Here is a 22,792-nt window from a genome sequence, read left to right as displayed (position 1 = left end):
TTCTCTTTTTCAGGATCTTTTTTCTTTTTGTTTCTGAAGACTTTACTGGCAGATCCAATAAGACGTTTTTTCCACTGATAAAATTGACTTTCATAAATTCCATGTTTGCGGCAGGTCTCAGATATATTATCATTTTGAAGACCTTCAAGAACAATTTCCATCTTTTCTTCAGGTGAACGTTTAGTATTTTTACTCATAATTATCTCCCTTTCCAGTTATTATTTTGAAGGAAGAAAACGACTGTGTCAAATTAATGAGCATAATTCAAATTACTACAAAAAACTTTTGGAAATCTCTTTGACGGGCTTAGAAACATTATAACCACCTCCACTCCTCTACTTTTATAATAACAGTGTTATTTAATAAAAATATGGAAAAAATATCGAAAAAATCTCTAAAAAAGAAAAAAACCACCCCGAAGGATGGTTTTTAAAATAAATAATTAATTTAATTTATTTCTTTAATATCTAAAGTAGGTTTTTTGGCTAAGTTTAATTCTTTGTATAATTTATTGAATCTATGCATAACCAGACCACTATTTACAAGATCCATTTCTTTTAAAATAATATACACTTTTTGACTGAAATAGCAGATAACATCTTCTGTCCTCAATGTCTGGGCAATTTTATGGATCAATTCTTCAAAATTAATATCAGATTCCATTTCTGAAAAATCAAGAGTGAGTAACACAAACTCTTTATTTAAGCGTTTAACATGTCGAAGTTCAAGCTCATAAATATTCTGAAATACTTCCAGATCACAGAACATAGCTCCTCTTTCAATTACTGGTTTAGTATTAAAATTTTGATAAATTTTTTCGCTAATTTCCCGACTCATTTTAATTCTCTGATATTCGCTTTTTAATTCCTGTCCTGGAGGAACATTTAATTCTTCTTTTAATATTCTTTCACATTTTTTATAACTGTTAATTGCTTCAGCAATTCTCCCCAATTTTACCAGTGCCTTGATATAAAGAAGATAAAAATTTTCACGATAAGGGTCATGTTCTATTCCTTTATGAAGATAATTAACTGTATCCCGGTAGTTTTCATTATTATAAAGTTTTTCAGTTAATTTTTCAATCAGTATTAAAAAATATTCCCTGAGTTTTTCTCTGTTTAATTCAGTCCAGGCCTCATATCTTAAAGAACTAAAATAATCACCCTTATACATTTCAAAAATCGATTGTAATTCTTTGATTGAATAATCCTGCCCCAGTAATAATTTGTTTATGTTTTGTTCAAAAAAATCCCAGTCAGTCCATATCTCATATTTGTTATTGATATTATAGGCTCCGTTTAAAGACTCTACAATATCTTTCGGGACTCCTCCCTTTTTCAAAGAGGTTCTAAGCAGATAAATTGTATTATATAGTTTGTTTTTCCCATCTTCAAGTTCTGATTCAGGCCAGAAAATATCTACCAGTTCTTCCACACTCACCCGCCGCTGTCTTTCCTGAAGGAGATACATTAAAATATAAAGAGCTCTCTTTGAAACCCAGTCAGTACCATCAATCTTTCTATCTTTATATTCACAATAAAAAGAACCCAGTCCATAAAATTTAAAATCTGGCTCTCCCACCATAAACACCCCCAGATAAAATTTTCCACTAACTAACATCTATAGTTGGGGCATTTATCTCCATAAAATAATCTTTTATATTTATGGATTAATTTATATAAGAATTTACTTATATCAAGGAGTATAAATGTCCTTTTTTTAAAAAGCTGCCTCTAAAATTGTCACTATATCACTTCTCTTTACGTTACCGGCAGAATTTAAAAGCGCACTGTTGTGCATTGCCTTATCAACTATTAAATTAAACTCTGATCTTTTTACTCCTATTTCTTCTAATCTAACTGGAATCCCAGTTAAAAATCTCAGTTCACTTAAAATACCAACTACCGCATCGACAGCCATTAAAGCTCTATCTTCAGCTGCAGTGTTTACAAATTTTTCACTTCCTGCTAGAGCAAGTAAGATATCTTGATAAGAATTTCGACAGTATTCAAATTTGAGATTATAAAACATACCGTGTGGTAAAAGAACTGCCAGCGCATCACCGTGAGAAACTTCTGAAATTTTTTCGCAGGCGTCTCCAATTGCATGAATGACACCGGCATGAGAATTAGAAAAAGCTATCCCTGCCATTAAAGCTGCATTATTCATAGCAAGCCGAAGTTTTTTATTATTTACATCACTGACCAGCTGCTCAAGATTTTGACCAATTAATTTTAAAGCTGCAAATGAATAAGCATCACTTAAAGGATTGGTCTGCAGACCGGTATAAGCTTCCACAGCATGAACCAGAGCATCTACACCTGTAGAAGCGGTCAATCTAGGCGGCAGGACAAAAGTCATTCGGGGATCAATGACTGCCAGATCTGGCATTAATTTACTGGACATAAACTCCAGACTATTCTCACCTTTACTATCACTTATTACAGCACTGAGAGCAGCCTCAGAACCGGTTCCACTGGTGGTGGGAATGACAATAAAGGGCTGCATATCACCATGTGCTGTTTCGATACCAGTTAGTTTTGTTAAATCATCAACATTTTCTGAGATAGTTAAATTAACTCCTTTAGCAGTATCAATAATTGCTTCTCCTCCAAGAGCAATTATTCCATCACAGCTTAATTCTCGATAGCGATGAGAAGCCTTTTGTACGGTTTCTAATGTTGCCTGATTGGGAACAGTTTTTATAATCTGGCGCGGATTGATATCTATCTTAGTCATGTAGGAGAGTAAAATATCTAAAATTTTGAGTTCATCTAAGGTTTGGTTGGTTAAAATCAAAGGATTGCTGACATGAAGCTGCTCCAGCTCATAATTTAAAGTTGATAATGCCTGTTCTCCTGAATTAATCTTTACAGGACTAAAAAATTCAAAATAATTGGGAGTTTTCATTTATATTTCACCCTTTTCCCTGAATAAAAATAAAGCTTTAAATATTAACTGCAGCCTTGATATTTTTCTCTTAAAATCAAAAGCAAGAACCTGTTCAGCCAGTTGATCTGACAAAATATAAGCCTCAACTAATTCTAAAATATAAATTAATGAAACTGCATATTCCAGATCTCCTTCAACTATTAGTTTATGTTCGGAAAAAGCCTGACGAATGCTTTCTCTGGCAGATAGAACCTGATAGGCAAATTCTTGATCTTTAAAATAAAGTTTTAAATTTATATTTTTAGGTGAATAACGATAGCCATAATATTTTAACTTAGTTTTTTCTTTTTTTAAGACAATAAAAGGACCGTTTTTCTCAACTGCTATGGCTGTATTAAAATTTTCAGGTAGATATGACAATTCTTTTTTAATTCTATTATCCTTATCAGTTAAAATTATCAAAGAGCGACCTATAAGTGAGAGTATAAACTTATCAATCAAATGATGCAGATATTTCACATTAAAGCCCCCTCAATTACAAGTCTCTATATCTAGCTCTTACTCCACCAACAAGTTTTAATCTTGTCCTTGCTGCAGTCAAATGAGCCTCTCCAATTTCTTTTATTGATAATCTAACCGGTACTGCAATATTTTTAAGATGCATCCCAATTAAAGCATCTCCAATGTCTATTCCCAGATCTGCTTCCATATTTTCTACTGTTACCGGTTGAGAAAATTCTTTAAATGCTGCTGCTGCAAAAGCGCCACCGGCCTGTCTATGTGGTATTACATTTACTTCATTAAATAAATATTGTTTTTGTGCCTCTTTTTCAATAACCAGAGATCTATTGATATGTTCACAACCCTGGACTGCAAGGAAAAGGTCAAACTCTTCCAAAATGGAAATAATTTTTTTTATAATTTTGTCACCCAAATCTAAATCTGTCGCTGAACCAATTTCCTTACCCTGAATCTCACTGGTACTACCTCCAAGAATAAAAATCGAGCCTGCCTCCGGCTCAGTAATATCTATTAATTCTCTAATGGCTGTTTCTACATCAGCCAGTATTTTGTCTGTCTGCATTAAAATCTCCTTTCTAAACTTATCATAGTTATATTTTAACTCAAAAAACTATATATCGCAAATATGTGATAATTTATACAAAGTCTTAATGCAGTTATTAAACTTACATAAAAAGACATAAATAAGTCTCAACTCAAGCTATTTACAGATAACTTTTAAGATTTCTTTAATATTTCAGCTTCTATCTCCAGATATTCTTGTTTTGCTTCCTCTGAAAGTTCCTGCATAATTTCTTCTCTAAATTTAAAAGCAAGTTCTTTGCGATCATGGCGCTGACCATCATTAAGTATCTCTGACCAGTTTATTTTTGTACTTTTGTTAAAAAGATCATAATCAACCAATCTTTCACCCTGACTACTATACTCAAAAGCGAATAATATTTTTTTTATTTCAATTGGAGATAAAAAAGTAAAAAGCCTTATCTGATAAGCAGTAATTGAAAAAAGAGCAAAAGCATGATCTTTAGTCCAGGATTCACCCAGAATTATTCCTGCCTCAAGATCAGATAAAATGGTCATTAAACGCCTGTATTCAAGCTCATATAACTCATCAGAATCATAGATGTTTATTTTAAGTTCTGACCACTGATGATCAGCCAGCCCCCGAGTAATATATCTTACTGCATCCCGCCGCAGCTCTTCAAAAACAAGAGTAGCTTCTTTATTAATTAAAATATTATCTCTAACTTTATTTAGAGATTTCAATCTTGACTTTATTGGCTGTTCTGTAAAGGAAATAATCGTACTGTCTGCATTTCCTCTGTCAATTCCAGCTAAAATTGAAATTTCTTCAGCCTGATAATTAGCAATGATCTCTTTGATTACCTCTTCCCCCGACTCGGGAATCCTCATTACAAGCTGCCCAGGTCCAGCAGTAACTTTTTTTACTAACTGAGCCAGTTTTTCTTCATTCAAAATCATTGTCAGCAGAGCTGTAGAATTCAGAGTCACATATAAAATTAAATCAGAATCTCCCACCCTAAAACTTTTATTTTGATAATCACTCAAAAAAAGTATTACAGATTCTTCAGCTGCCAGCTCAATAGCAGTCTGAAAGTCAAGTTTTCTGACCTCGGTTTTTTGTGAAAGAGTATCTGAAAATAATTCTGGTGATTCAACTTTTAAAAATAAGTAGCGGGGTCCACTGCGGACAAAATTCATAAAATCACTCCTGCTGTCTAAAAATTATTTAAACTTTCTAAAAACTTAAGTTAAAAAGAAATTAGCCAGATCCTTGCAAATCTGACTAAGATTAATTACATATTTAAATCATATTAAAGTGTTTATACTGCCTTCCCTGATCAACTATCCAGGGGTAATTTACCTTATAATCTGTTTTTGAAGGCAAAAGCAGATAATTAATATTTAATATTCCGTTAAGATATTTATTTTCACCGGCAAATTGTTTTTGCTTATTATGGCCAAACAGGTTGATATCTGCACCTTCGGGCAGGTTATCAGGATAATGAGCCAGTCCAATCTTAACTCCATCTAACTCAATTATTGTTCCTTCCGCCATAATCTCACTTCTGTTTTTATTATCTTCTATAATATTGATATCATCATGATTGCCGGGTACATAAATAATCCTGGCTGCTGTAAGCTTCTCTAAATTACTGATAAACTCAGCAGATTTTTTCTGATAAAGAGGATACAAATCTTTCCCGGAATCTTCCAATTTTAGATTATCAACCAGATCACCAGTGTGAATAATAATATCCGGTTTACTGTAGTTTAACATTTTATAAATATGAGAATAAATGGATTCCGGAGTATCACTGATATGCATTATTTTCAATTCTTGAGAACTATGAAACTCTTCCGGTAATTTATAACGATTTTTAAAATCAGAAATACCGCTGCTGAAATTATTGAATACTTTTCTGATTACTGAAGTCATCTAATCACTCCTCTGATACTCTAAATGTTGACTTCGTAACTGTATTATTATGATTATCTTTAATTATAATACTTTTTCTTTTATAAATCAAGAACCAATTTCAGTCTTTTAGATTAATTTTTATCTAAATCAGATCTAAAATTTGGCCAGTGCCTTCCCTTTTAAATAATTATATGATCTACCCTGATAGGTATTACGCTCATTCATTCTTTTTATAATCAAATCGTGGATTTCCCACCAGGGAGTATCCCAATTTTCGAAAATTGATTCTTCTCCAGGAGCCCTGCCAATTAAACGCTGAACTGCAATATCTGGAGCCAGATTCTCTAAGAATAAAATTACTCGATCAATATATTCATCCATTGAACAAATTTCAAGTTCTCCTTTTTTATACTGAGTGGCAAAAACAGAATTTTCTCTAATAAATAATGCGTGTAATTTAACATGATTAACCTCCAGAGCAGATAAAATCCTGGCACCTTCGACAATATCTTCTCGATCATCACCAGGAAGATTCAAAATCATATGGGCCCCAACTTCAACTTTAAAACGCTTGGCAGTTAAGACTGCATCTATAAATTCTGCCAGACCATGCTGTCTGTTAACTTTTCTTAAGGTTTTATAATTCACAGTCTGCAGTCCAAATTCAAATGCCAGTTCTATTTCCGAAGAAACCTCCAACAGAGAATTTTTTAAAGCAGAAATATATCTTTCATTAATAGCATCAGGTCTGGTTGAAAAATAAACTGCTACTACTCCTTCGATCTCTGCAGCTTCCTTTGTATATTCTTTTAAACGATCTAAAGGGAGATAGGTATTTGTATAATTTTGAAAATAAGCAATAAATTGATCAACACCATATCGTTCTCCAATATATTCTCTGTTTTCCAGTAGTTGGTTTCGGACTGACATATCTTCAGGAAGCATTTCAAAGTCTGCCCCTTCTTCCCCACAGAAATAGCAGCCTTCTCTGGCAAAACTGCCATCGCGATTAGGACAGGTTGTAGGCAAATTAACAGGTAATTTATATGTTTTTTCCCCATATTTATCTTTCAAAAACTGCGAATACTTATAATAAGGTTCTTCCATTTCTACACTCCTCAAACTGTTTTCTTCAATTTTGCAAGCCGTTTTTCTCTATTTTTTAAATAATTTATTATATTTTTAGGACTGCGATTTATAATTAACTTTTCATCAAAAATATCACTTTCAAAGATAAAATTCAAACTTGAGTATTCACCAATTTCATCATGAAAGTGAGCATCACTGTTTACAGCCAGTTTAAATCCATATTTTTGAGCCAGTTTAACTAATTTAAGTGATTCACTTTTTATTCCACGTGTATGATCCTTTTTCGGGCTGTAAGAACTTGCATTTAGCTCTAAAATCACATTATTCTCGGCAGCTGCTCTGGCTACCTTTTCTAAATCAAGTGGATATTCTTTCTGAACTGGATGAGTAATCATATCCAGATAGGGATTTTCCATTGCCTTAATTGTGGCTTCTGTATAATCTTTTTTATTTTTAAGCTTGTGACCAGTTAGACGATGCAGACCTGCAGAAACAAAATCCAGTCGGGCCAGATCTTCAGCTTCTAAATCAAGTCTACCCCTATCTAAAATATTAGCTTCCACCCCTTTAATTATTCTAACTCCATATAATTTGTCTGGTACAACAGATATATTACCAAAATGATAAATATGCGGACCACCGGGCAGTTGAGGCCCATGATCAGTAATTGCAATCAGCTTTATTCCCTTTGTAAAAGCGCCTTTTGCCATCTCGTCAACTGTAGAGTAAGCATGGCCACTTGCTACTGTATGAGTATGCATATCTGTATTAATTTTTAACATCTTAACACTTCCCTTCCTTATTTGCTTATTAACTTATAAAAGTCAGCTTAATAATACATTACTTAACTATTAATTATCTGTAAACATTTTAACAGGCCTTCCGCCTAAAAGCAAATATCAATTGAAAAAAGCTCCCTAATGGGAGCTGTTAGTTTGACTCAATATTTTAGTTAAAAAACTCTTAATTCTTTCTGATTCAGGATTAACAAATATTTTTTCTGGAACAGTATCACTGATAATTTTGCCGTGATCCATAAAAAACACTCGGTCTGAAACATCGCGTGCAAAACCCATCTCGTGAGTTACAATTAACATTGTAATATTTTCTTCAGCTAAATCTCTAATAACTGTCAGAACCTCTCCCACCAATTCAGGATCAAGAGAAGAAGTTGGCTCATCAAAAAGCATAATATCTGGCTCCATAGCAAGAGCTCTTGCAATTGCCACTCTCTGTTTTTGTCCTCCCGAAAGCTGAGCCGGGTAACTGTCTACTTTATCAGAAAGGCCAACTTTTTTTAATAATTCCTCCGCCTTAGCTTGAGCCTCAGCCTTTTTTTCTCCTTTTACCACTACTGGAGCTTCAATTAAATTTTCGAGTACTGTTTTATGAGGAAAAAGATTAAATCCCTGAAAGACCATCCCCATTTTCTCGTAAGCTTTTTTGCCAGACTCTTTAATCGAAATTCCTTCAATATATAATTCACCAGAATTTATCTCTTCCAGACCAATCAGTGAGCGCAAAAGAGTGCTCTTTCCTGAACCTGAGGGACCAATAATCGAAATAGCCTCTCCCTGATTAACATTAAAAGATACACCGGAAAGCACTTCTAGTTCACCAAAACTTTTGTAAATATTTTTTGCTTTAATCATTTCCAAATTTATCACCTATTCGTAAACAGAATATTTTTCCTCTAATTTGCGGAACGCTGTTACAATAACTGAACTGATTACCAAATAAAAAACCGCAGCAATTATAAAGGGAATTATAGAAAAATCTCTTGTTACTGCAACTTTTGCAGCCCTGAGTAAATCACCAAGACCAATTACAGCTACTAATGCACTATCTTTAACTAGATTAATTGCTTCATTACTGGTTGCGGGCAGTACTCGCTTTACTGTCTGGGGAATAATAATTCTACTCATCGTCTGTCTATAATTCATCCCGAGAACTTTTGCTGCCTCATACTGTCCCTCATCAATCGATTCTATGCCACCTCTAAATATTTCAGTAAAATAAGCTCCATAATTAATAATAAAGGTTAATGCAGCAGCCGGAAATGGCTGTAAAGTTATTCCCAGAACCGGCAGACCATAATAGGCAAAAAAGAGCTGTAATAATAGAGGTGTTCCTCTAAAAACCCAGGTATAAAGTGATAAAATCGATTCCAACAGCGGAATTTTAGAGATTTTTCCCAAAGCACCTGCAATCCCAACTATCACAGAAAATATTGCTGTTACAAAATAGAGCTGGAAGGTAACTATACTACCTTCCAGTATATATCCTGATACGTTAATTATATAATCAAACACATAAATGCCTCCTACTTAAGAACAATGTCCTCGCCAAACCATTTTTCTGAAATCTCAGCTGCTGTTCCATCTGCAATCATTTCATCAAGAGCATTATTAAGAGCTTTTCTAAAAGAATCAGCTCCGTCTCTAACACCAACTCCATATTTTTCTCCCCCGAAATCATCTTTTAAAACTTTAAATTGACCCGGGCGCTGACTAATATAATAGCGGCCAACAATTACATCTAAAACAACGGCCTGAATTCTGCCAGTCTGAAGATCCATTAAAGCTTCTGTATTATTGGAAAATTTGCGCAGTTCCTGAAAAGTATCCAGTACTTCTGGCTCAGATTCTACAGCACTCACCGCACTACTTCCAAGCTGAACACCAACAATTTTATCTTCTAAATCAGATTTGGTTTCAATTTCACTATCAGCCTGAACAACAATACTCTGAGAGTTTTCTAAATAAGGCTGAGAAAAATCAATACTTTCTTCCCGTTCAGGAGTAATTGTTAAACCATTCCAGATTACATCAATCATTCCATTTTTAAGACTAAGAATGACGCCATCCCAATCTACCGCTTTAAATTCAACATCTACCCCTATTCTTTTTGCTGCTTCTTTAGCCAGATCTATATCAAAACCAACAATTTCTCCACTCTCATCTCTAAAACCCATAGGTGGAAAACTGTCATCAAGTCCAACTACCATTTTACCTTTTTCTTTAATCTCAGCTAAGGAGTCCTCAGCCATAACATTGCCACCAACTAGAAGTAATGCCAGAACAACAACCACCAAAATATTAAATAAATTCTTTTTCAATTTTTTTCCCCCTCGACTTATTTTACTCTATTATACTTTATTACTTTATTGTTGTAAAGTGCTGAGGTAAAAAAATACTAAATTAATTAAATTTACTTTCTTTAAACATAAAATCTGAGCTAAAAAATTTCAAAACAATAATAAGAGGACGAAAATGAATATCCGCCCTCCAATTATTCTATATAATTTTATTTCTATCTTACTTAAGATGTGCCTGACCTCTATAAACTAAGCCTCTAACACCATCTACAGTAATTATCTCACCATCTTTAAAGTCATCACTAATATCTCCTGTATTAACTACCACAGGAATACCAATATTTAGACCAACAATTGCTGGATGTGAGGTTAAACCTCCACTAAAGGTAACTACTGCTGCTGCTTTCTTCATTGCAGGTACAAAGTCACGGTCAGTCATTGGAGCAATCATTATGTCTCCTTCTTCGATCTTATCCATGGCCTCTTCTGCAGTTTTTACAAGTTTAGCTTTACCAACAACAATTCCTTTGCCAACCCCCTGTCCATCAGCAACTGGTTTACCAACAACATCTACCTTAATTAAGTTAGTTGTACCAGAAATACCAACAGGAGTACCGGCTGTAATAGTAACTAAGTCTCCTTCTTCTATTAATTCATGGTCTAAAGCAGTTGAGACAGCATTTTCCATCATTTCATCAGTTGTAGAGCTTCTAGCAGCTAATAGTGGAGAAACTCCCCAGGTCATAGCCAGCTGATGAAGAACTCTCTTATTTGGAGTAACTGCGATAATAGGAGTCTGTGGTCTAAATTTAGATACTGTTCTTGCTGTTAGACCAGAACCGGTAGAAGTAATAATCGCTTCTGCTCCCAGTTCTTCGGAAGTCTGACAGGTGGCCAGTGAAATAGCAGCAGTAACTGATTCAGCTGCAAACTCATATTTACCGGCAAATTTTTCTTTATAACTTTCTGAACCTTCTACCTCTCTTGCAATCTGAGCCATAGTTTTAACTGACTCTACTGGATATTTACCGGCTGCTGATTCTCCTGATAACATAGTGGCATCTGTACCGTCAAAAATAGCATTGGCAACATCAGAAGCCTCTGCTCTCGTTGGGCGTGGGTTTCTGATCATAGAATCCAGCATTTGAGTTGCTGTAATAACTGGTTTGGAAGCTTCATTACACTTTCTGATCATCATCTTCTGCACAATTGGTACCTTTTCTGCAGGAATTTCTACACCAAGGTCACCACGAGCTACCATGATTCCATCTGCTACTTCTAAAATATCATCAAGGTTTTCTACACCTTCCTGATTTTCAATTTTAGCAATAATAAAAATATCTTCATCTCCGCTTTCTTCTAAAATCTTGCGGATTTCAATTACATCACTTGCTTTACGAACAAAAGAGGCCGCAATAAAGTGAATCCCCTGACTGACACCAAAACGGATATCAGAAATATCCTTTTCTGTTAATGCAGGTAAACTTACTTTAACACCAGGTAGGTTAACACCTTTACGTGAACCAAGTTCTCCTCCATTAACAACTCGAGTTACTACATCTCCACCTTCAATGGCTGTAACTTCCAGTTCGATTAAACCATCATCAATTAAAATTCTATTTCCAACTTCCATATCCTCTGCTAAATCTTTATAGGATACAGAAATTTTATCAGTTGTACCTTCAACATCTTCTCTGGAAATTATAAGCTCAGTATCAGCTTCTAGCTGGATCTTATCACCCTGCATTTCTCCAGTTCTGATTTCAGGACCCTTGGTATCAAGCATCAAACCTACTGTTTGACCAGTCTCTTTCTCTGCAGCTTTTACCATCTCAATTCTTTGTTTGTGTTCATCATGATCTCCATGAGAAAAATTCATCCTGGCTACATTCATCCCGGATTCCACTACTTTTTTAATTATTTCTTTGTCATTTGTTGCTGGACCTAAAGTACATACTATCTTCGTTTTTCGCATATTAACCTCCCAATTATTAACTTACATTGATAAAATATTTGCTAAATTATAAATATCCATATTTATTGTTTCAGTCTTTTTAATTGCATCTTCAATCTTGCAGTAACCGATTGAATTATCTTTGTAGTTAACCATCTTATCTCTTTTACCTTCTAATAAAAGATCAATGGCCTTAGCTCCCATTCGACTGGCAACGATCCTATCAGTTGCAGTTGGACTACCACCACGCTGCAGGTGACCTAAAATAGTTACCCTGGTTTCCATACCAGTTTTTTCTCTAATTAAATCTCCCATTGCCATCCCGGGACTGCCATGATATTCTTCTAAATCAGCAAATGGAGCCTTTACTCCTTCGGCAATTAAAATTAGACTGTGTAACTTACCTCTTTTAAAACCTTGTGTAATTTTATCACAAACTTCCTGTGGTGTAAAATCAATTTCCGGAACCAGAATATATTCTGCACCACCGGCAAGACCTGTCATTAAAGAAAGATAACCAGAATCCCGCCCCATACATTCGATTACAAAAGTTCTTTCATGTGAGGTGGCTGTATCACGAATTTTATTAATTGCATCCAGAATTGTATTCATAGCTGTATCAACACCAATTGTATAATCAGTGCAGGATAAGTCATTATCAATTGTGCCGGGAATACCTACTGCTTTAATATCACTTTCAGCATTAATTTTCTGGACACCGCGCAAAGAACCATCACCACCAATAACAACTATTGCATCAATACCTTCTTCCCTCATATTGGCATAGGCTTTTTTTCTACCTTCTTCTGTTTTAAATTCATCACAACGTGCTGACAGCAAAATTGTGCCCCCACGCTGAACAATATCTGCAACTGAACCTCTATCCATTGGAAAAAAATCTTTTTCAATTAATCCCTTATATCCATGCCTAACTCCAACTACCTCCAGATTATAATAAATTGCTGTTCTTACTACTGATCTGATGGCTGGATTCATACCTGGAGCATCTCCTCCACTTGTAAGTACTGCTACTTTTTTCATTTATATTCCTCCAATTAAAAGTTTTTATGTAAACAGGAATAGGCTTCTTCAGCTTCAATTGCCGGGACCTTAATTTGGTAGCTGCCGGAGCCGGCATCATCAACCTGAACCATAAAGCCCTCTTTTTCCATAATTTTTAAAATATTATCAGCTTCCTCTTTTGAGGAAGCTATATATACTACCTGCCACATTTATAAGCTCCTTTCAATCTCTGATCCTTAATGCATCAGAAAACAAAGCCTTTATTTTCCCTCAGAATTTAAACTGCCGTGTTTGCTCATGATTTCAGCTTTACCTCTAATTTTCATTGCAGAAACATTTTCGGTAAACTGAGCAGCCAGGATTTCTCCCTTATCCAATTTTTCTGTATGATTAAATTTAGTATCTTTGCCTCTGGTTAAACCAATAATTGTAACTCCATCTTCCAGAGCTTTAATTAAAATATAATCAGCATTAACATCCATGGTTTTTCCCCCTTTATCCACTTAATAATATAATAAGCAAAAAAGCATTGTCAAGAAATTTTGACATTTTTAACACAAAGTTTATCCTAATTTTAAATTTTATTCGACTCAGAGTCAAATAAACTGGAAGCATTTCCATCTTTAAATAAATTTATACTCTGATTTTTGCATAGCTCTTGCCAGTTCTGTTTGAGTCTGCTGACTGCTGTCGATATTATACTTATCAGCAGTAATTATCAGCTTATTATTTCTTTTCAATAGAACCGGAATATTACCTTCTTTTTTTATTAAATACCTTTTCAATTTAGAAATTCTGTTTTGAGAAAGCTGAGAAATATCCATCAATAACAATTTTTGCTTTAAAGATATGATTTTTTTAGCAATTAACTGATCATCATTTTTTTCACCATAAATTAAAAGACCTCTATTTTCTCTTAGATCAAATCTGATTTTTCTAAACAAATCAGAAAAAACTATGACTTCAATTTTTTCATCCTGGTCACTAACTGTTAAAAAAGCCATTTTATTATTACGTTTTGTTATGTGCTCTTTATAGTTTGTCAAATAAGCTGCTGTTAAAATTTTCTGTCCTTCAGAAGCTTTAAGAACCTGATTAACAGAATATGTTTTTAAATGTTTTAGCTTCTCCTGATACTGATCCAGAGGATGAGCAGAAAGATAGATCCCCAAAAATTCTTTCTCCTGTTCTAAAATAATTTCTGTTTTTAACTCTTCTACTTCGGTATAATTTAAATCTTCTTCCATAAAATCATTCTGATCTTCAAATAATTCTGCAAAAGACTGCTGACCCTGGGCTCGATGTTTTGCTAAATTATTATATTTATTATATAAATCTTCGTAATTTAAAAGCAGTGAAGCTCTACTGACAGCAATCTGATCAAAGGCCCCTGCCTTAATAAAAGCTTCCAGAGACTGAACATTAATTGCAGAGATATCCACCCTTTTCAAAAAATCAATTAAAGAAGTAAATTCCCTTTCTTTTCGGGCTTTAACCAGAGCCTGAATCGCAGCAGAACCAACATTTTTGATAGCTTTTAAACCATAGCGGATTTTATCCTCAGCTTCAGCTGTAAAATCATGATAGCTTCGATTAATATCAGGAGCTAATATTTTCAGACCAATTTCTCGAGAAGCTTTTATATAGTCTGCAATCTTATCCTGATTCCCCATAACCGAAGAAAAAAGAGCAGCCATAAACTCTTCCGGGTAATGATACTTTAAATAAGCAGTCTGATAGGCCAGAAAAGCATAGGCAGTAGAATGTGATTTATTAAATCCATAACCAGCAAAATACTCCATCTGATCAAAAATTTCCTGGGCGGTATTTTCTTCAATCCCCCGTTCTACTGCTCCTTTAACAAATTTTTCTCTTTCGGCAGCTACCAGTTCCAATTTCTTTTTTCCCATTCCCCGACGCAAAAGATCAGCCTCACCCATGCTGTAACCAGCAAGGCTGCTGGCAATTTCCATTACCTGCTCCTGATATAAAATCATGCCAAATGTTTCTTCTAAAATCGGTTTCAATTTGGGATGTAAATATTCAGCCTCTTTTTCACCATGTCTAATGGCAATAAAATCATCAACTATATTGCTTCCCAGAGGGCCCGGGCGACCCAGAGCCAACATTGCAATTAAATCATTAAACTTCTCCGGTTTCATTTTTCTGTTCAAAGACTGAAATAAATATGATTCCATCTGAAAAACACCAGCGGTTTTTCCGGTAGACAAAAATTCATATACTTCTGGATCAGCAAGCGGTATATTGTCAATATCAATTTTTTTATCGCGGCGTTTCTCTATTAATTTTAAGGTATTTTTAATCACAGTTAAGTTTCTTAAACCTAAAAAATCCATTTTTAAAAGCCCGAGTGCTTCCAGATCACCCATTGGCAGCTGAGTAATAACACTCTCATCCTGCTGCTGCAGGGGTACTATCTCCGCCAGCGGCTCAGCTCCAATAATTACTCCAGCTGCATGAGTGGAAATATGGCGTGGCAGCCCCTCAACTCCTCTGGCATAATCAAGCAGCTCTTTAATTTCTCGATCATTTTGATAGAGTTCCGCTAATTTATTCTGGTCTTTTAGTGACTGTTCTATTCCTCGGCGAGAAGAAATCAATTTAGCAACTCGATCAACCTTACTATAAGGGATGGCCAGCACCCGGCCCACATCTCTGACTGCTGCTCTGGCTGCCATAGTTCCAAAAGTTCCGATCTGTGCTACTCTTTCAGTACCATATCTTTTTCTTACATAATCAATAATCTGATCCCGATTCTCATCAAAGTCAATATCGATATCAGGCATGGTTACCCGCTCTGGATTTAAAAAACGTTCAAAGATCAGACCATATTTTAAGGGATTAACTTTGGTAATATTTAATAGATAGGCTACCAAACTACCGGCAGCAGAACCACGACCGGGACCAACCATAATACCATTATCTTCTGCATATTTTACAAAATCATAAACAATTAAAAAATAAGCTGCATAGCCCATCTCAAAGATGATTTTAAGCTCATATTTTAGTCTATCTAATGCCTGCTGATCTGAATCCATCCCTTTTACTTTTAAACCCTTAAAACATAATTTCTTCAGAAGCTCCTCCGGAGATTTTGCTTCTCCTAAATCTGGATATTCAGGTAAATAAAAATGATTAAAATCCAGGTCAAGTCTAACTCTATCTGCAATTTTTCCGGTATTTTGATAGGCAGATTCCAGCTCTGGAAAAAGCGCCTGCATCTCGGATGGTGACTTATAATAAAATTCCTTTCCACTGAAGGTCATTCTATTTTCATCATCAACTGTAGTACCAGTCTGTAGGGCCAGCAGAATATCCTGAAGTTCTGCATCTTTTTTATTTAAGTAATGACTGTCATTTGTTACAACTGCCGGAATTTTTTCTTCTCTACTTAATCTGAGTAATCCCTGAGCTGCCTCTTTTTCTTTCTGTAAATTATGATCCTGAAGTTCCAAAAAGAAGTTATCTCTGCCAAAAATCGCCTGATAATCAGAAGCTGCCTTTTTAGCCAGATCATAATTTCCATTAATTATAAGCTGTGGTATCTCTCCCTGCAGACAAGCAGATAAACAGATTAAACCCCGACTGTATTCTGCCAGCAGTTCCTTGTCAACCCGAGGTTTATAATAAAAACCTTCCAGCCAGGCTTTAGAAACCAACTGAATCAAGTTGTGATAACCCTCTTTATTCTGAGCCAGAAGTACCAGATGATAGCGCTTACGGCTTTTTTCGAAGCGGCTACCTGGAGCAAGATAAAGTTCTGCTCCGATGATTGGTTTAATACCTTCTTTTTTTGCCTTTCTGTAAAACTCAATCATCCCGTAAAGCACACCATGGTCGGTAATAGCTGCGGCCTTCATTCCATATTCCTTTGTTTTTTTTATCAGAGAATCAATTCTGATAGCTCCATCCAACAGACTGAAAGCTGTGTGGTTATGTAGATGGACAAAATTGGACATTAAAATCATTCCTTTAAATTTATACTTAATTTATGCTTGTAAAATCTTGAGTTTTTTTGTATAATATAATCAAATGTCAATTTAGGAGGTGCAAGAATGAAAGAAGAGGTACAAAAATATATTGATAAAATCAGACCCAGTCTTCAGGCTGACGGTGGAGATGTTGAACTGGTAGAAGTTACTGAAGATGGTGTTGTTAAAGTTAAGCTTTTAGGAGCCTGCAGTGGTTGTCCAATGTCAACCTTAACCATAAAAAATGGTATTGAAAGAACTTTAAAACAAAATGTTGATGGTGTTAAAGAAGTTAAACCTGTATAAGATTTTAACAGATTTAAGTTTTTAACATTTAAATAAAAAGAGTTTAAAAGCATCCTCAAGCTGGGGATGCTTTTTTGTTTAGCAATCACTCTTTCTCTATTCCGTTTCAGCTTCTAAATCTGACTCTTCTTGCTCTGAATTCAATTCTGCTTCTGATATTCCTACTTCTATATCTGAAAAGATTATTTTTTGAATATCCTGTATTGTCTTACTGAGTGCATATTCAGCTTCTAAATATTTTTTGACATTATTGTTAATTTCAATAAAATTCTGCAGGTTTTGAAGTCTTTCCTTATCATCCTCACTCAATTCTTCTCCAGACATTCTTTTGCTCTGCATTTCCATCATCAAATTCTGATAATCGAGCAGCATCTTCTTTGAACCTTCTTTTGCCATTACCTTTTTACGAAGTTCAAGATAATTTTGATATTCATCAGATTTTTTTAATTTTCTCTGTAATCTCCGTGCTGTATCATGTACTGACATTAAGATTCCTCCTTCAAAATTTTTATTTCAGCTTTTATTTCCTCATCAATTTCTATTATACCAAATGTATAATTTTTTTCCAGGCGTTTATCTGTTGGTGAACCCGGATTAAAAAATAATTTATCACTTACCTTTTCATTAAAAGGTCTGTGTGTATGACCAAAAACAATAATATCACTATCACCAAAACTGTAGTTTAAACCCTGCAAAATATTTCTACCTCTAAATTGATGACCATGAATAACTGAAATCTTCCTTCCAGCGGCCTCAAAAGTGATTTTATCCTTTAACTTCTGCTGTAACTGATAACTATCCCTGTTGCCGGCAACTGTTTTAACTTCTGCAATAGATTTTAATTTATTTAAAAATCTTAATTCACAGTGATCACCAGCATGAATAATCAAATCAACATTCTTTAGTTCTTCAATTAATTTTTTCGGAAAATCCTGATCTGCACCGGGCAGATGTGTATCTGAAATAACTCCTATCTTCATTTCTATTAAACCTCCATTACTTTGAAAAGAACAGTCGAGCCAGCAGTGGATACTTAATTTCAACTGCATCATAGGAGCACAACTCCTGACAGCAGAAACAGCGAATACATGTTTCTAATTCCACTTCTGGAAAATTATCAACCATTGTAATTGCATTTGGGGGACAATTCTCGGCACAGGTACGACAGCCCACACAATTATCTTCTTTAAAAACTGGTTTTGGACGCAGAAATTTTTCTAAAATATCTGACAAAAAGGTGGGCAATTTGGTATCAAATAAATTATTTTCCTTTTCAATTTTGGGAACTTCTACTGCAGCTGGAGCCTGGATTGGATCTCCTCTAAGCTCTAAATTATCTTTTTGAATAAGCTGATCATCAATCGCTGCTTTAATCGACGGAACCTTCTCTACTGGATCTATACCCATTAAACTGACAGCTGCCAGATCTAAATAATAAGGAGAAGTAGATGCCAGCAAATAGTTAAATTCTTTTGGTCTTCCATTAGAGGGACCATCACCTTCCATTCCCACAACCGCATCCATGATTGTCAAAGCCGGGTTAACAAGTCCTGCCAGATCATTTAACATCCGCGAAAAATCTTCTACTGCCTGCATTCTGAGATGATATTCTGCTTTCAGAATCCCTGGAATACAGCCAAAAAGATTTTTAACTGCACCTGTATACATTGTTAAGCCATGAGTTTTTAGTTTTGGTAGATTAATTATCAAATCAGCATTCTCTAAATATGAAGCCAGCTGAAAAGATTTATTAATCTTACCAGCTTGATATTCATGCTTTCTGGAATCAGTATTATAATTTAATTCCAGATTCTCCTCAGCTGCCAGCTGGTAAAGACCCGATTTTTGATATGCTCTTTTTAATAATTTTTCATTAAAAGGACCTCCAGGACTGTCCGCAATAACCACTTTTGCTCCAAGTGCTTTAACTTTTTGGGCCAGAACTCTTATAAATTCTGGATTAGTCGTTACTGCAGCCTCAGGAGATTTACCCATTAAAAGATTTGTTTTAAAAACCACTCTATCTCCTTGCTTAACGAAATTATCAAGTCCACCAAGTTCATTTAATAATAAATCAAGTTTGGCAGCCAGTTCTTCCCTTTGATAACTTGCACATTTTTTTGCAGCTACAATAGTCATTTTTTTACCTTCTTTCTGCTCAAGAAAAAATTAAAACCGGCACTAAGGCCGGCTTATTTCTTTAATTTTCTACTTTACTCAATTACTGCATTTAAAGCATTAACTGAATAAATACCTGATTAAGAAACTTTTTCGCTTTTCTTTTCCTTAGACTTAGTTGCTTTAGACTTAGTTGCTTTCTTTTTATCCTGATTTACATAAAAATTAGATCCCTTAAAAATTATTCCAGGTGAACCAATAATTCTTTTTACCTCACCACTACATTCCGGACATTCTTCTAAGGCATCATCATTAATATTCTGAAATTCTTCAAATCTACCACACTTTTCACATTCATATAAATATGTCGGCATTTTTATTCCTCCTTCATATCCTTTCTTCTATTTTAATTTTTATTCATTAACAATATTTAGATAACCCCAGTAATTATAAAGCTGAATAAATACAAATAAAGCAGCAATCAACCATTTAGAATAGTAGATAAAATAACTGAGTCCAGCGATTGAGCTAATAATTATTGCAGTCAAAACAAATTTTCGTTTCAATTTAATTTTTAATATCTGCCAGGGGATTAATCCCAGACCAATAAAGACTCCTGAATCAACATTATAAATAAGACCGGCAATTCCAACCAGCAAAAATATAATCAATAAAAATAAGTTCATAATTTAACCTCCAGTTATGGAGTTTCCTGATTCTTGAAATTAAAATATAACTTTATAATAATATATCATAAAATAAAGTGTTTTAGCAAGTTAATAATTTACAGTTTGAGACTGAAAACTAAAGTTTAACGCTGTTTATAGTAGTAATAATTTACTAATTCTAATTTTTTAACTCTAATAAGGCTACAGACTCTATATGATAGGTCTGAGGGAAAAGATCTACAGGCTGAATTTCTACTAATCTATATTTTTCTTTTAAATTCATTAGATCTCTGGCCTGGGTAGCTGGATTACAGGAAATATAAATAATTTTATTTAGCTCCTTTTTAAGCAGCAGCTGAATAGTTTTCTGATCCAATCCTTTACGGGGCGGGTCAAAGATAATCGAATCAATCTGATTTTTTTCTAGTATCTTTGCCAGTTTATCCTCTACTCTACCCAATTCAAAATCAACATTTTTTACATTATTCAGGCCGGCATTTTCTCTAGCATCTTTAACAGCTGCCTTCAAAGATTCAACAGCATATATTTTTTCCGCTTTATCTGCAAGGTATAAGGCAATACTCCCGGTACCAGAAAAGGCATCAATCACCCTGGAATTGTGAGTATTCCCCAAATATTTTGCTGCGGTATCATATAATTTCTGAGCCTGCATTGTATTAACCTGGAAAAAAGAACGGGCAGAAATTAAATATGCAGTACTGCCAATATATTCAGTAATTTTATTTTCTCCTGCTAAAAGTATATCCTTACTCCCAAAAATAACATTGGTATTTTGAGAGTTTATATTTTGAACTACTCCCTTTAGTTCAGGTATTTTGCGCATCAAAGTCCTGGCTATTAAATTTTTATCTATAAAATCATCTCCATTAGTCACCATGACCAGCAAAGCTTGATTTGTGCAGGTACCTACTCTAATCACCAGATGCCGCAGCAGTCCTTTTAGAGTCTTTTCATTATATACACTCAGTTGAAATTTATTCAGTTCTTCCAGAGTAATTCTTAAAATCCTGTTAATTAAAGGATGCTGAATTAAACAATTATGATTAGGAACAATATCATGACTTCCTCTTTTATAAAATCCAGCTGTTATCTGATCATTATCATCCAGAGCTAATGGAAACTGAGCTTTATTACGATAACGAAAATCATCATCTGCCGCCAGTACCTCATTTAATTTAAAATTATCGATTTCAGCTATCCGATTAATTAGTTGTTTAATATTATTTTGTTTAAATTCCAGTTCTTTTTGATAATTAATATGCTGAAGCTGACAGCCTCCGCATTCATTATAGACCGGACAGGGGGCTTCGGTTCTTCCCTCTCCAGCTTCGATAATTTCTATTAACTCAGCAAAGGCGTAATCCTTTTTAATCTTAGTAATTTTTGCTTTTACCAGATCCCCAGGTAAAGACAGAGAAATAAAAACAGCCATCCCATTTTCTGCTCTGGCAACTCCATCTCCACCGTGGGCTAAATCTTCTATTTTAAAATTTTTAATCTCACCTTTTTTCAAAATTGGCACTCCTCTATCTATTAAAAATAATTCTTAACTTATCCCTATCAAGTTTATCACAAAAAACTCCCGCTTATCAAGCCAGCTTTACAGCTAAATGCTTCTGTGGTAGAATTATTTGATAGAATATTTATGATTTATAAACAAATTGATTTTAAATAACAGTCAAACTTTTATTCAATTTAAAGGAATTTTATAAGGGGGCAGTTCTTTGAACTTTCAGGTTGTCATAACACAAATTATATCATTATTTCTACTCATTGCTGTCGGTTATTTTCTCCGGCGCAGCAAACATTTAGATCAAAAAGAAACCGGTGCTATTTCGAAACTCCTTTTGGATTTGATCCTGCCAGCTATGCTAATTTCTTCACTACAAATCGATATTACTGCAAAAATGCTGGGAGATTTTATTAATTTATTTTTATACTGGATTGCTTTTTATCTGATTCTGATAGTCTTGGCAACAGTTATTACTAAATTATTTCCAATTTCCAGAGATAAAAAAGTAGTTCTTAAATTTTTCCTGATTTTTGGTAATGTTGGATATATGGGTTTACCAGTAATAGATGTAATTTTCCCAGAAAACGGTATCTTTTTTGGCTCAATTGGAGTAGTAGTTTTTAATATCTTTTTATGGACCTATGGAGCCAGCCTTTTTTTACGAAACAATGATAACAAAAAAATTAATCTCAGAGATATCTTTAATAATGGAGTTATTGCCATTATCATTGGTTTATTTTTAATGCTGACTGGAATCAAACTTCCAACTACAATTATGACAGCTGTTGATATGCTGGCAAATGCTACCTTTCCACTTTCAATGCTGGTCATTGGAAGCGGACTGGCTCAGATTAAAATCACTGGAATTTTTAAAGATCTAAATATTATATCTTACTCAGCATTGAAATTATTATTAATACCAGCAGCTGCATTAATGATCTTAAACCTATTCAATATTTCTGATCCTGTTAGAACGATACTTGTATTACAGATTGCAATGCCTGCTGCCGCCAATGGAGTGATTTTTGCTGAAAGATATGAGGGTAATTATATCTTTGCAGCTGAGAGTCTCTTTTTATCAACTTTAATGGCTGCTCTGAGTATCCCACTAATTTCTTATTTAACAACATATTTCAAATAAAAATGGAGGAACC

At 34.4% G+C, this 22,792-nt stretch carries 25 protein-coding genes; 2 read left to right on the top strand and 23 right to left on the bottom strand.

Annotation, left to right across the window (positions count from 1 at the left end; all coding sequences use genetic code 11):
- The 17 genes from BW929_RS08010 to BW929_RS07935 form a co-directional block, all read right to left on the bottom strand.
- Positions 1-197, bottom strand: a 197-nt coding sequence (locus BW929_RS08010) for a transposase (protein ID WP_143414023.1), incomplete at its 3' end; no start/stop codon positions are given.
- A gap of 250 nt (positions 198-447) precedes the next feature.
- Positions 448-1,584: an AfsR/SARP family transcriptional regulator gene (locus tag BW929_RS08005; RefSeq protein ID WP_076544851.1), complete on the bottom strand. Its 1,137-nt coding sequence runs from the start codon at positions 1,582-1,584 to the stop codon at positions 448-450.
- Between the two features lie 135 nt (positions 1,585-1,719).
- A complete protein-coding gene (locus tag BW929_RS08000) occupies positions 1,720-2,910 on the bottom strand; it encodes an iron-containing alcohol dehydrogenase (RefSeq protein ID WP_076544850.1) in 1,191 nt (396 codons plus the stop codon).
- On the bottom strand, positions 2,911-3,411 hold the full coding sequence (locus BW929_RS07995) for a hypothetical protein (RefSeq protein WP_076544849.1): 501 nt from the start codon (positions 3,409-3,411) through the stop codon (positions 2,911-2,913). It lies immediately after the preceding gene.
- Between the two features lie 16 nt (positions 3,412-3,427).
- Complete coding sequence (locus BW929_RS07990) at positions 3,428-3,976, bottom strand: TIGR01440 family protein (protein WP_076544848.1); 549 nt, start codon at positions 3,974-3,976, stop codon at positions 3,428-3,430.
- Between the two features lie 155 nt (positions 3,977-4,131).
- Positions 4,132-5,136, bottom strand: a complete 1,005-nt coding sequence (locus BW929_RS07985) for a hypothetical protein (RefSeq protein WP_076544847.1) — start codon at positions 5,134-5,136, stop codon at positions 4,132-4,134.
- 103 nt (positions 5,137-5,239) lie between these two features.
- Positions 5,240-5,875 carry a metallophosphoesterase gene (locus tag BW929_RS07980; RefSeq protein WP_076544846.1) on the bottom strand — a complete coding sequence of 212 codons (636 nt, stop codon included), beginning with the start codon at positions 5,873-5,875 and terminating at the stop codon, positions 5,240-5,242.
- 135 nt (positions 5,876-6,010) lie between these two features.
- Positions 6,011-6,964, bottom strand: a complete 954-nt coding sequence (locus tag BW929_RS07975) for a tRNA modification radical SAM protein MnmL/YtqA (protein ID WP_076544845.1) — start codon at positions 6,962-6,964, stop codon at positions 6,011-6,013.
- A gap of 11 nt (positions 6,965-6,975) precedes the next feature.
- On the bottom strand, positions 6,976-7,728 hold the full coding sequence (locus BW929_RS07970; protein WP_076544844.1) for a phosphatase: 753 nt from the start codon (positions 7,726-7,728) through the stop codon (positions 6,976-6,978).
- A 135-nt stretch (positions 7,729-7,863) separates the two neighbouring features.
- Positions 7,864-8,604 carry an amino acid ABC transporter ATP-binding protein gene (locus BW929_RS07965; protein ID WP_076544843.1) on the bottom strand — a complete coding sequence of 247 codons (741 nt, stop codon included), beginning with the start codon at positions 8,602-8,604 and terminating at the stop codon, positions 7,864-7,866.
- A gap of 9 nt (positions 8,605-8,613) precedes the next feature.
- A complete protein-coding gene (locus BW929_RS07960) occupies positions 8,614-9,258 on the bottom strand; it encodes an amino acid ABC transporter permease (RefSeq protein WP_076544842.1) in 645 nt (214 codons plus the stop codon).
- Between the two features lie 11 nt (positions 9,259-9,269).
- Positions 9,270-10,064 (bottom strand): amino acid ABC transporter substrate-binding protein, encoded by a 795-nt coding sequence (locus BW929_RS07955; protein WP_076544841.1) that lies wholly within the window; start codon positions 10,062-10,064, stop codon positions 9,270-9,272.
- 199 nt (positions 10,065-10,263) lie between these two features.
- Positions 10,264-12,018, bottom strand: a complete 1,755-nt coding sequence (gene pyk, locus BW929_RS07950; RefSeq protein WP_076544840.1) for a pyruvate kinase — start codon at positions 12,016-12,018, stop codon at positions 10,264-10,266.
- A 21-nt stretch (positions 12,019-12,039) separates the two neighbouring features.
- A complete protein-coding gene (pfkA, locus tag BW929_RS07945) occupies positions 12,040-13,038 on the bottom strand; it encodes a 6-phosphofructokinase (RefSeq protein ID WP_076544839.1) in 999 nt (332 codons plus the stop codon).
- 14 nt (positions 13,039-13,052) lie between these two features.
- The gene (locus tag BW929_RS15360; protein ID WP_166637082.1) at positions 13,053-13,229 is read right to left on the bottom strand and encodes a hypothetical protein; all 177 of its coding nucleotides are present in this window, start codon (positions 13,227-13,229) and stop codon (positions 13,053-13,055) included.
- A 51-nt stretch (positions 13,230-13,280) separates the two neighbouring features.
- Positions 13,281-13,502, bottom strand: coding sequence for a trp RNA-binding attenuation protein MtrB (mtrB, locus tag BW929_RS07940; protein WP_076544838.1), 222 nt, complete (start codon positions 13,500-13,502; stop codon positions 13,281-13,283).
- 141 nt (positions 13,503-13,643) lie between these two features.
- Positions 13,644-17,000: a DNA polymerase III subunit alpha gene (locus tag BW929_RS07935; protein WP_076544837.1), complete on the bottom strand. Its 3,357-nt coding sequence runs from the start codon at positions 16,998-17,000 to the stop codon at positions 13,644-13,646.
- Between the two features lie 96 nt (positions 17,001-17,096).
- Between BW929_RS07935 and BW929_RS07930 the strand changes: the two genes are divergently transcribed.
- Positions 17,097-17,318: a NifU family protein gene (locus BW929_RS07930; RefSeq protein ID WP_076544836.1), complete on the top strand. Its 222-nt coding sequence runs from the start codon at positions 17,097-17,099 to the stop codon at positions 17,316-17,318.
- Positions 17,319-17,414: 96 nt separating this feature from the next.
- Here BW929_RS07930 and BW929_RS07925 read toward each other — a convergent pair whose 3' ends face one another.
- The 6 genes from BW929_RS07925 to rlmD form a co-directional block, all read right to left on the bottom strand.
- Positions 17,415-17,804 (bottom strand): YlbF family regulator, encoded by a 390-nt coding sequence (locus tag BW929_RS07925; protein WP_076544835.1) that lies wholly within the window; start codon positions 17,802-17,804, stop codon positions 17,415-17,417.
- Entirely contained in the window at positions 17,804-18,298 is a 495-nt protein-coding gene (locus BW929_RS07920) for a metallophosphoesterase family protein (RefSeq protein ID WP_076544834.1), read from the bottom strand. The genes BW929_RS07925 and BW929_RS07920 overlap by 1 nt, the downstream gene beginning before the upstream one ends.
- A 16-nt stretch (positions 18,299-18,314) precedes the next feature.
- Positions 18,315-19,457, bottom strand: coding sequence for a DUF362 domain-containing protein (locus BW929_RS07915; RefSeq protein ID WP_076544833.1), 1,143 nt, complete (start codon positions 19,455-19,457; stop codon positions 18,315-18,317).
- 119 nt (positions 19,458-19,576) lie between these two features.
- On the bottom strand, positions 19,577-19,810 hold the full coding sequence (locus BW929_RS07910) for an FmdB family zinc ribbon protein (RefSeq protein WP_076544832.1): 234 nt from the start codon (positions 19,808-19,810) through the stop codon (positions 19,577-19,579).
- 39 nt (positions 19,811-19,849) lie between these two features.
- A complete protein-coding gene (locus BW929_RS07905; protein WP_076544831.1) occupies positions 19,850-20,122 on the bottom strand; it encodes a hypothetical protein in 273 nt (90 codons plus the stop codon).
- Between the two features lie 160 nt (positions 20,123-20,282).
- On the bottom strand, positions 20,283-21,647 hold the full coding sequence (gene rlmD, locus BW929_RS07900) for a 23S rRNA (uracil(1939)-C(5))-methyltransferase RlmD (protein ID WP_234978079.1): 1,365 nt from the start codon (positions 21,645-21,647) through the stop codon (positions 20,283-20,285).
- A gap of 202 nt (positions 21,648-21,849) precedes the next feature.
- Here rlmD and BW929_RS07895 point away from each other — a divergent pair, with 202 nt between their 5' ends.
- A complete protein-coding gene (locus BW929_RS07895) occupies positions 21,850-22,779 on the top strand; it encodes an AEC family transporter (RefSeq protein ID WP_076544829.1) in 930 nt (309 codons plus the stop codon).
- Positions 22,780-22,792 lie beyond the last annotated feature (13 nt).

Source organism: Halanaerobium kushneri, assembly GCF_900156285.1.
Lineage (GTDB): Bacteria > Bacillota > Halanaerobiia > Halanaerobiales > Halanaerobiaceae > Halanaerobium > Halanaerobium kushneri.
This window is presented reverse-complemented; position numbering and strand designations above follow the sequence as displayed.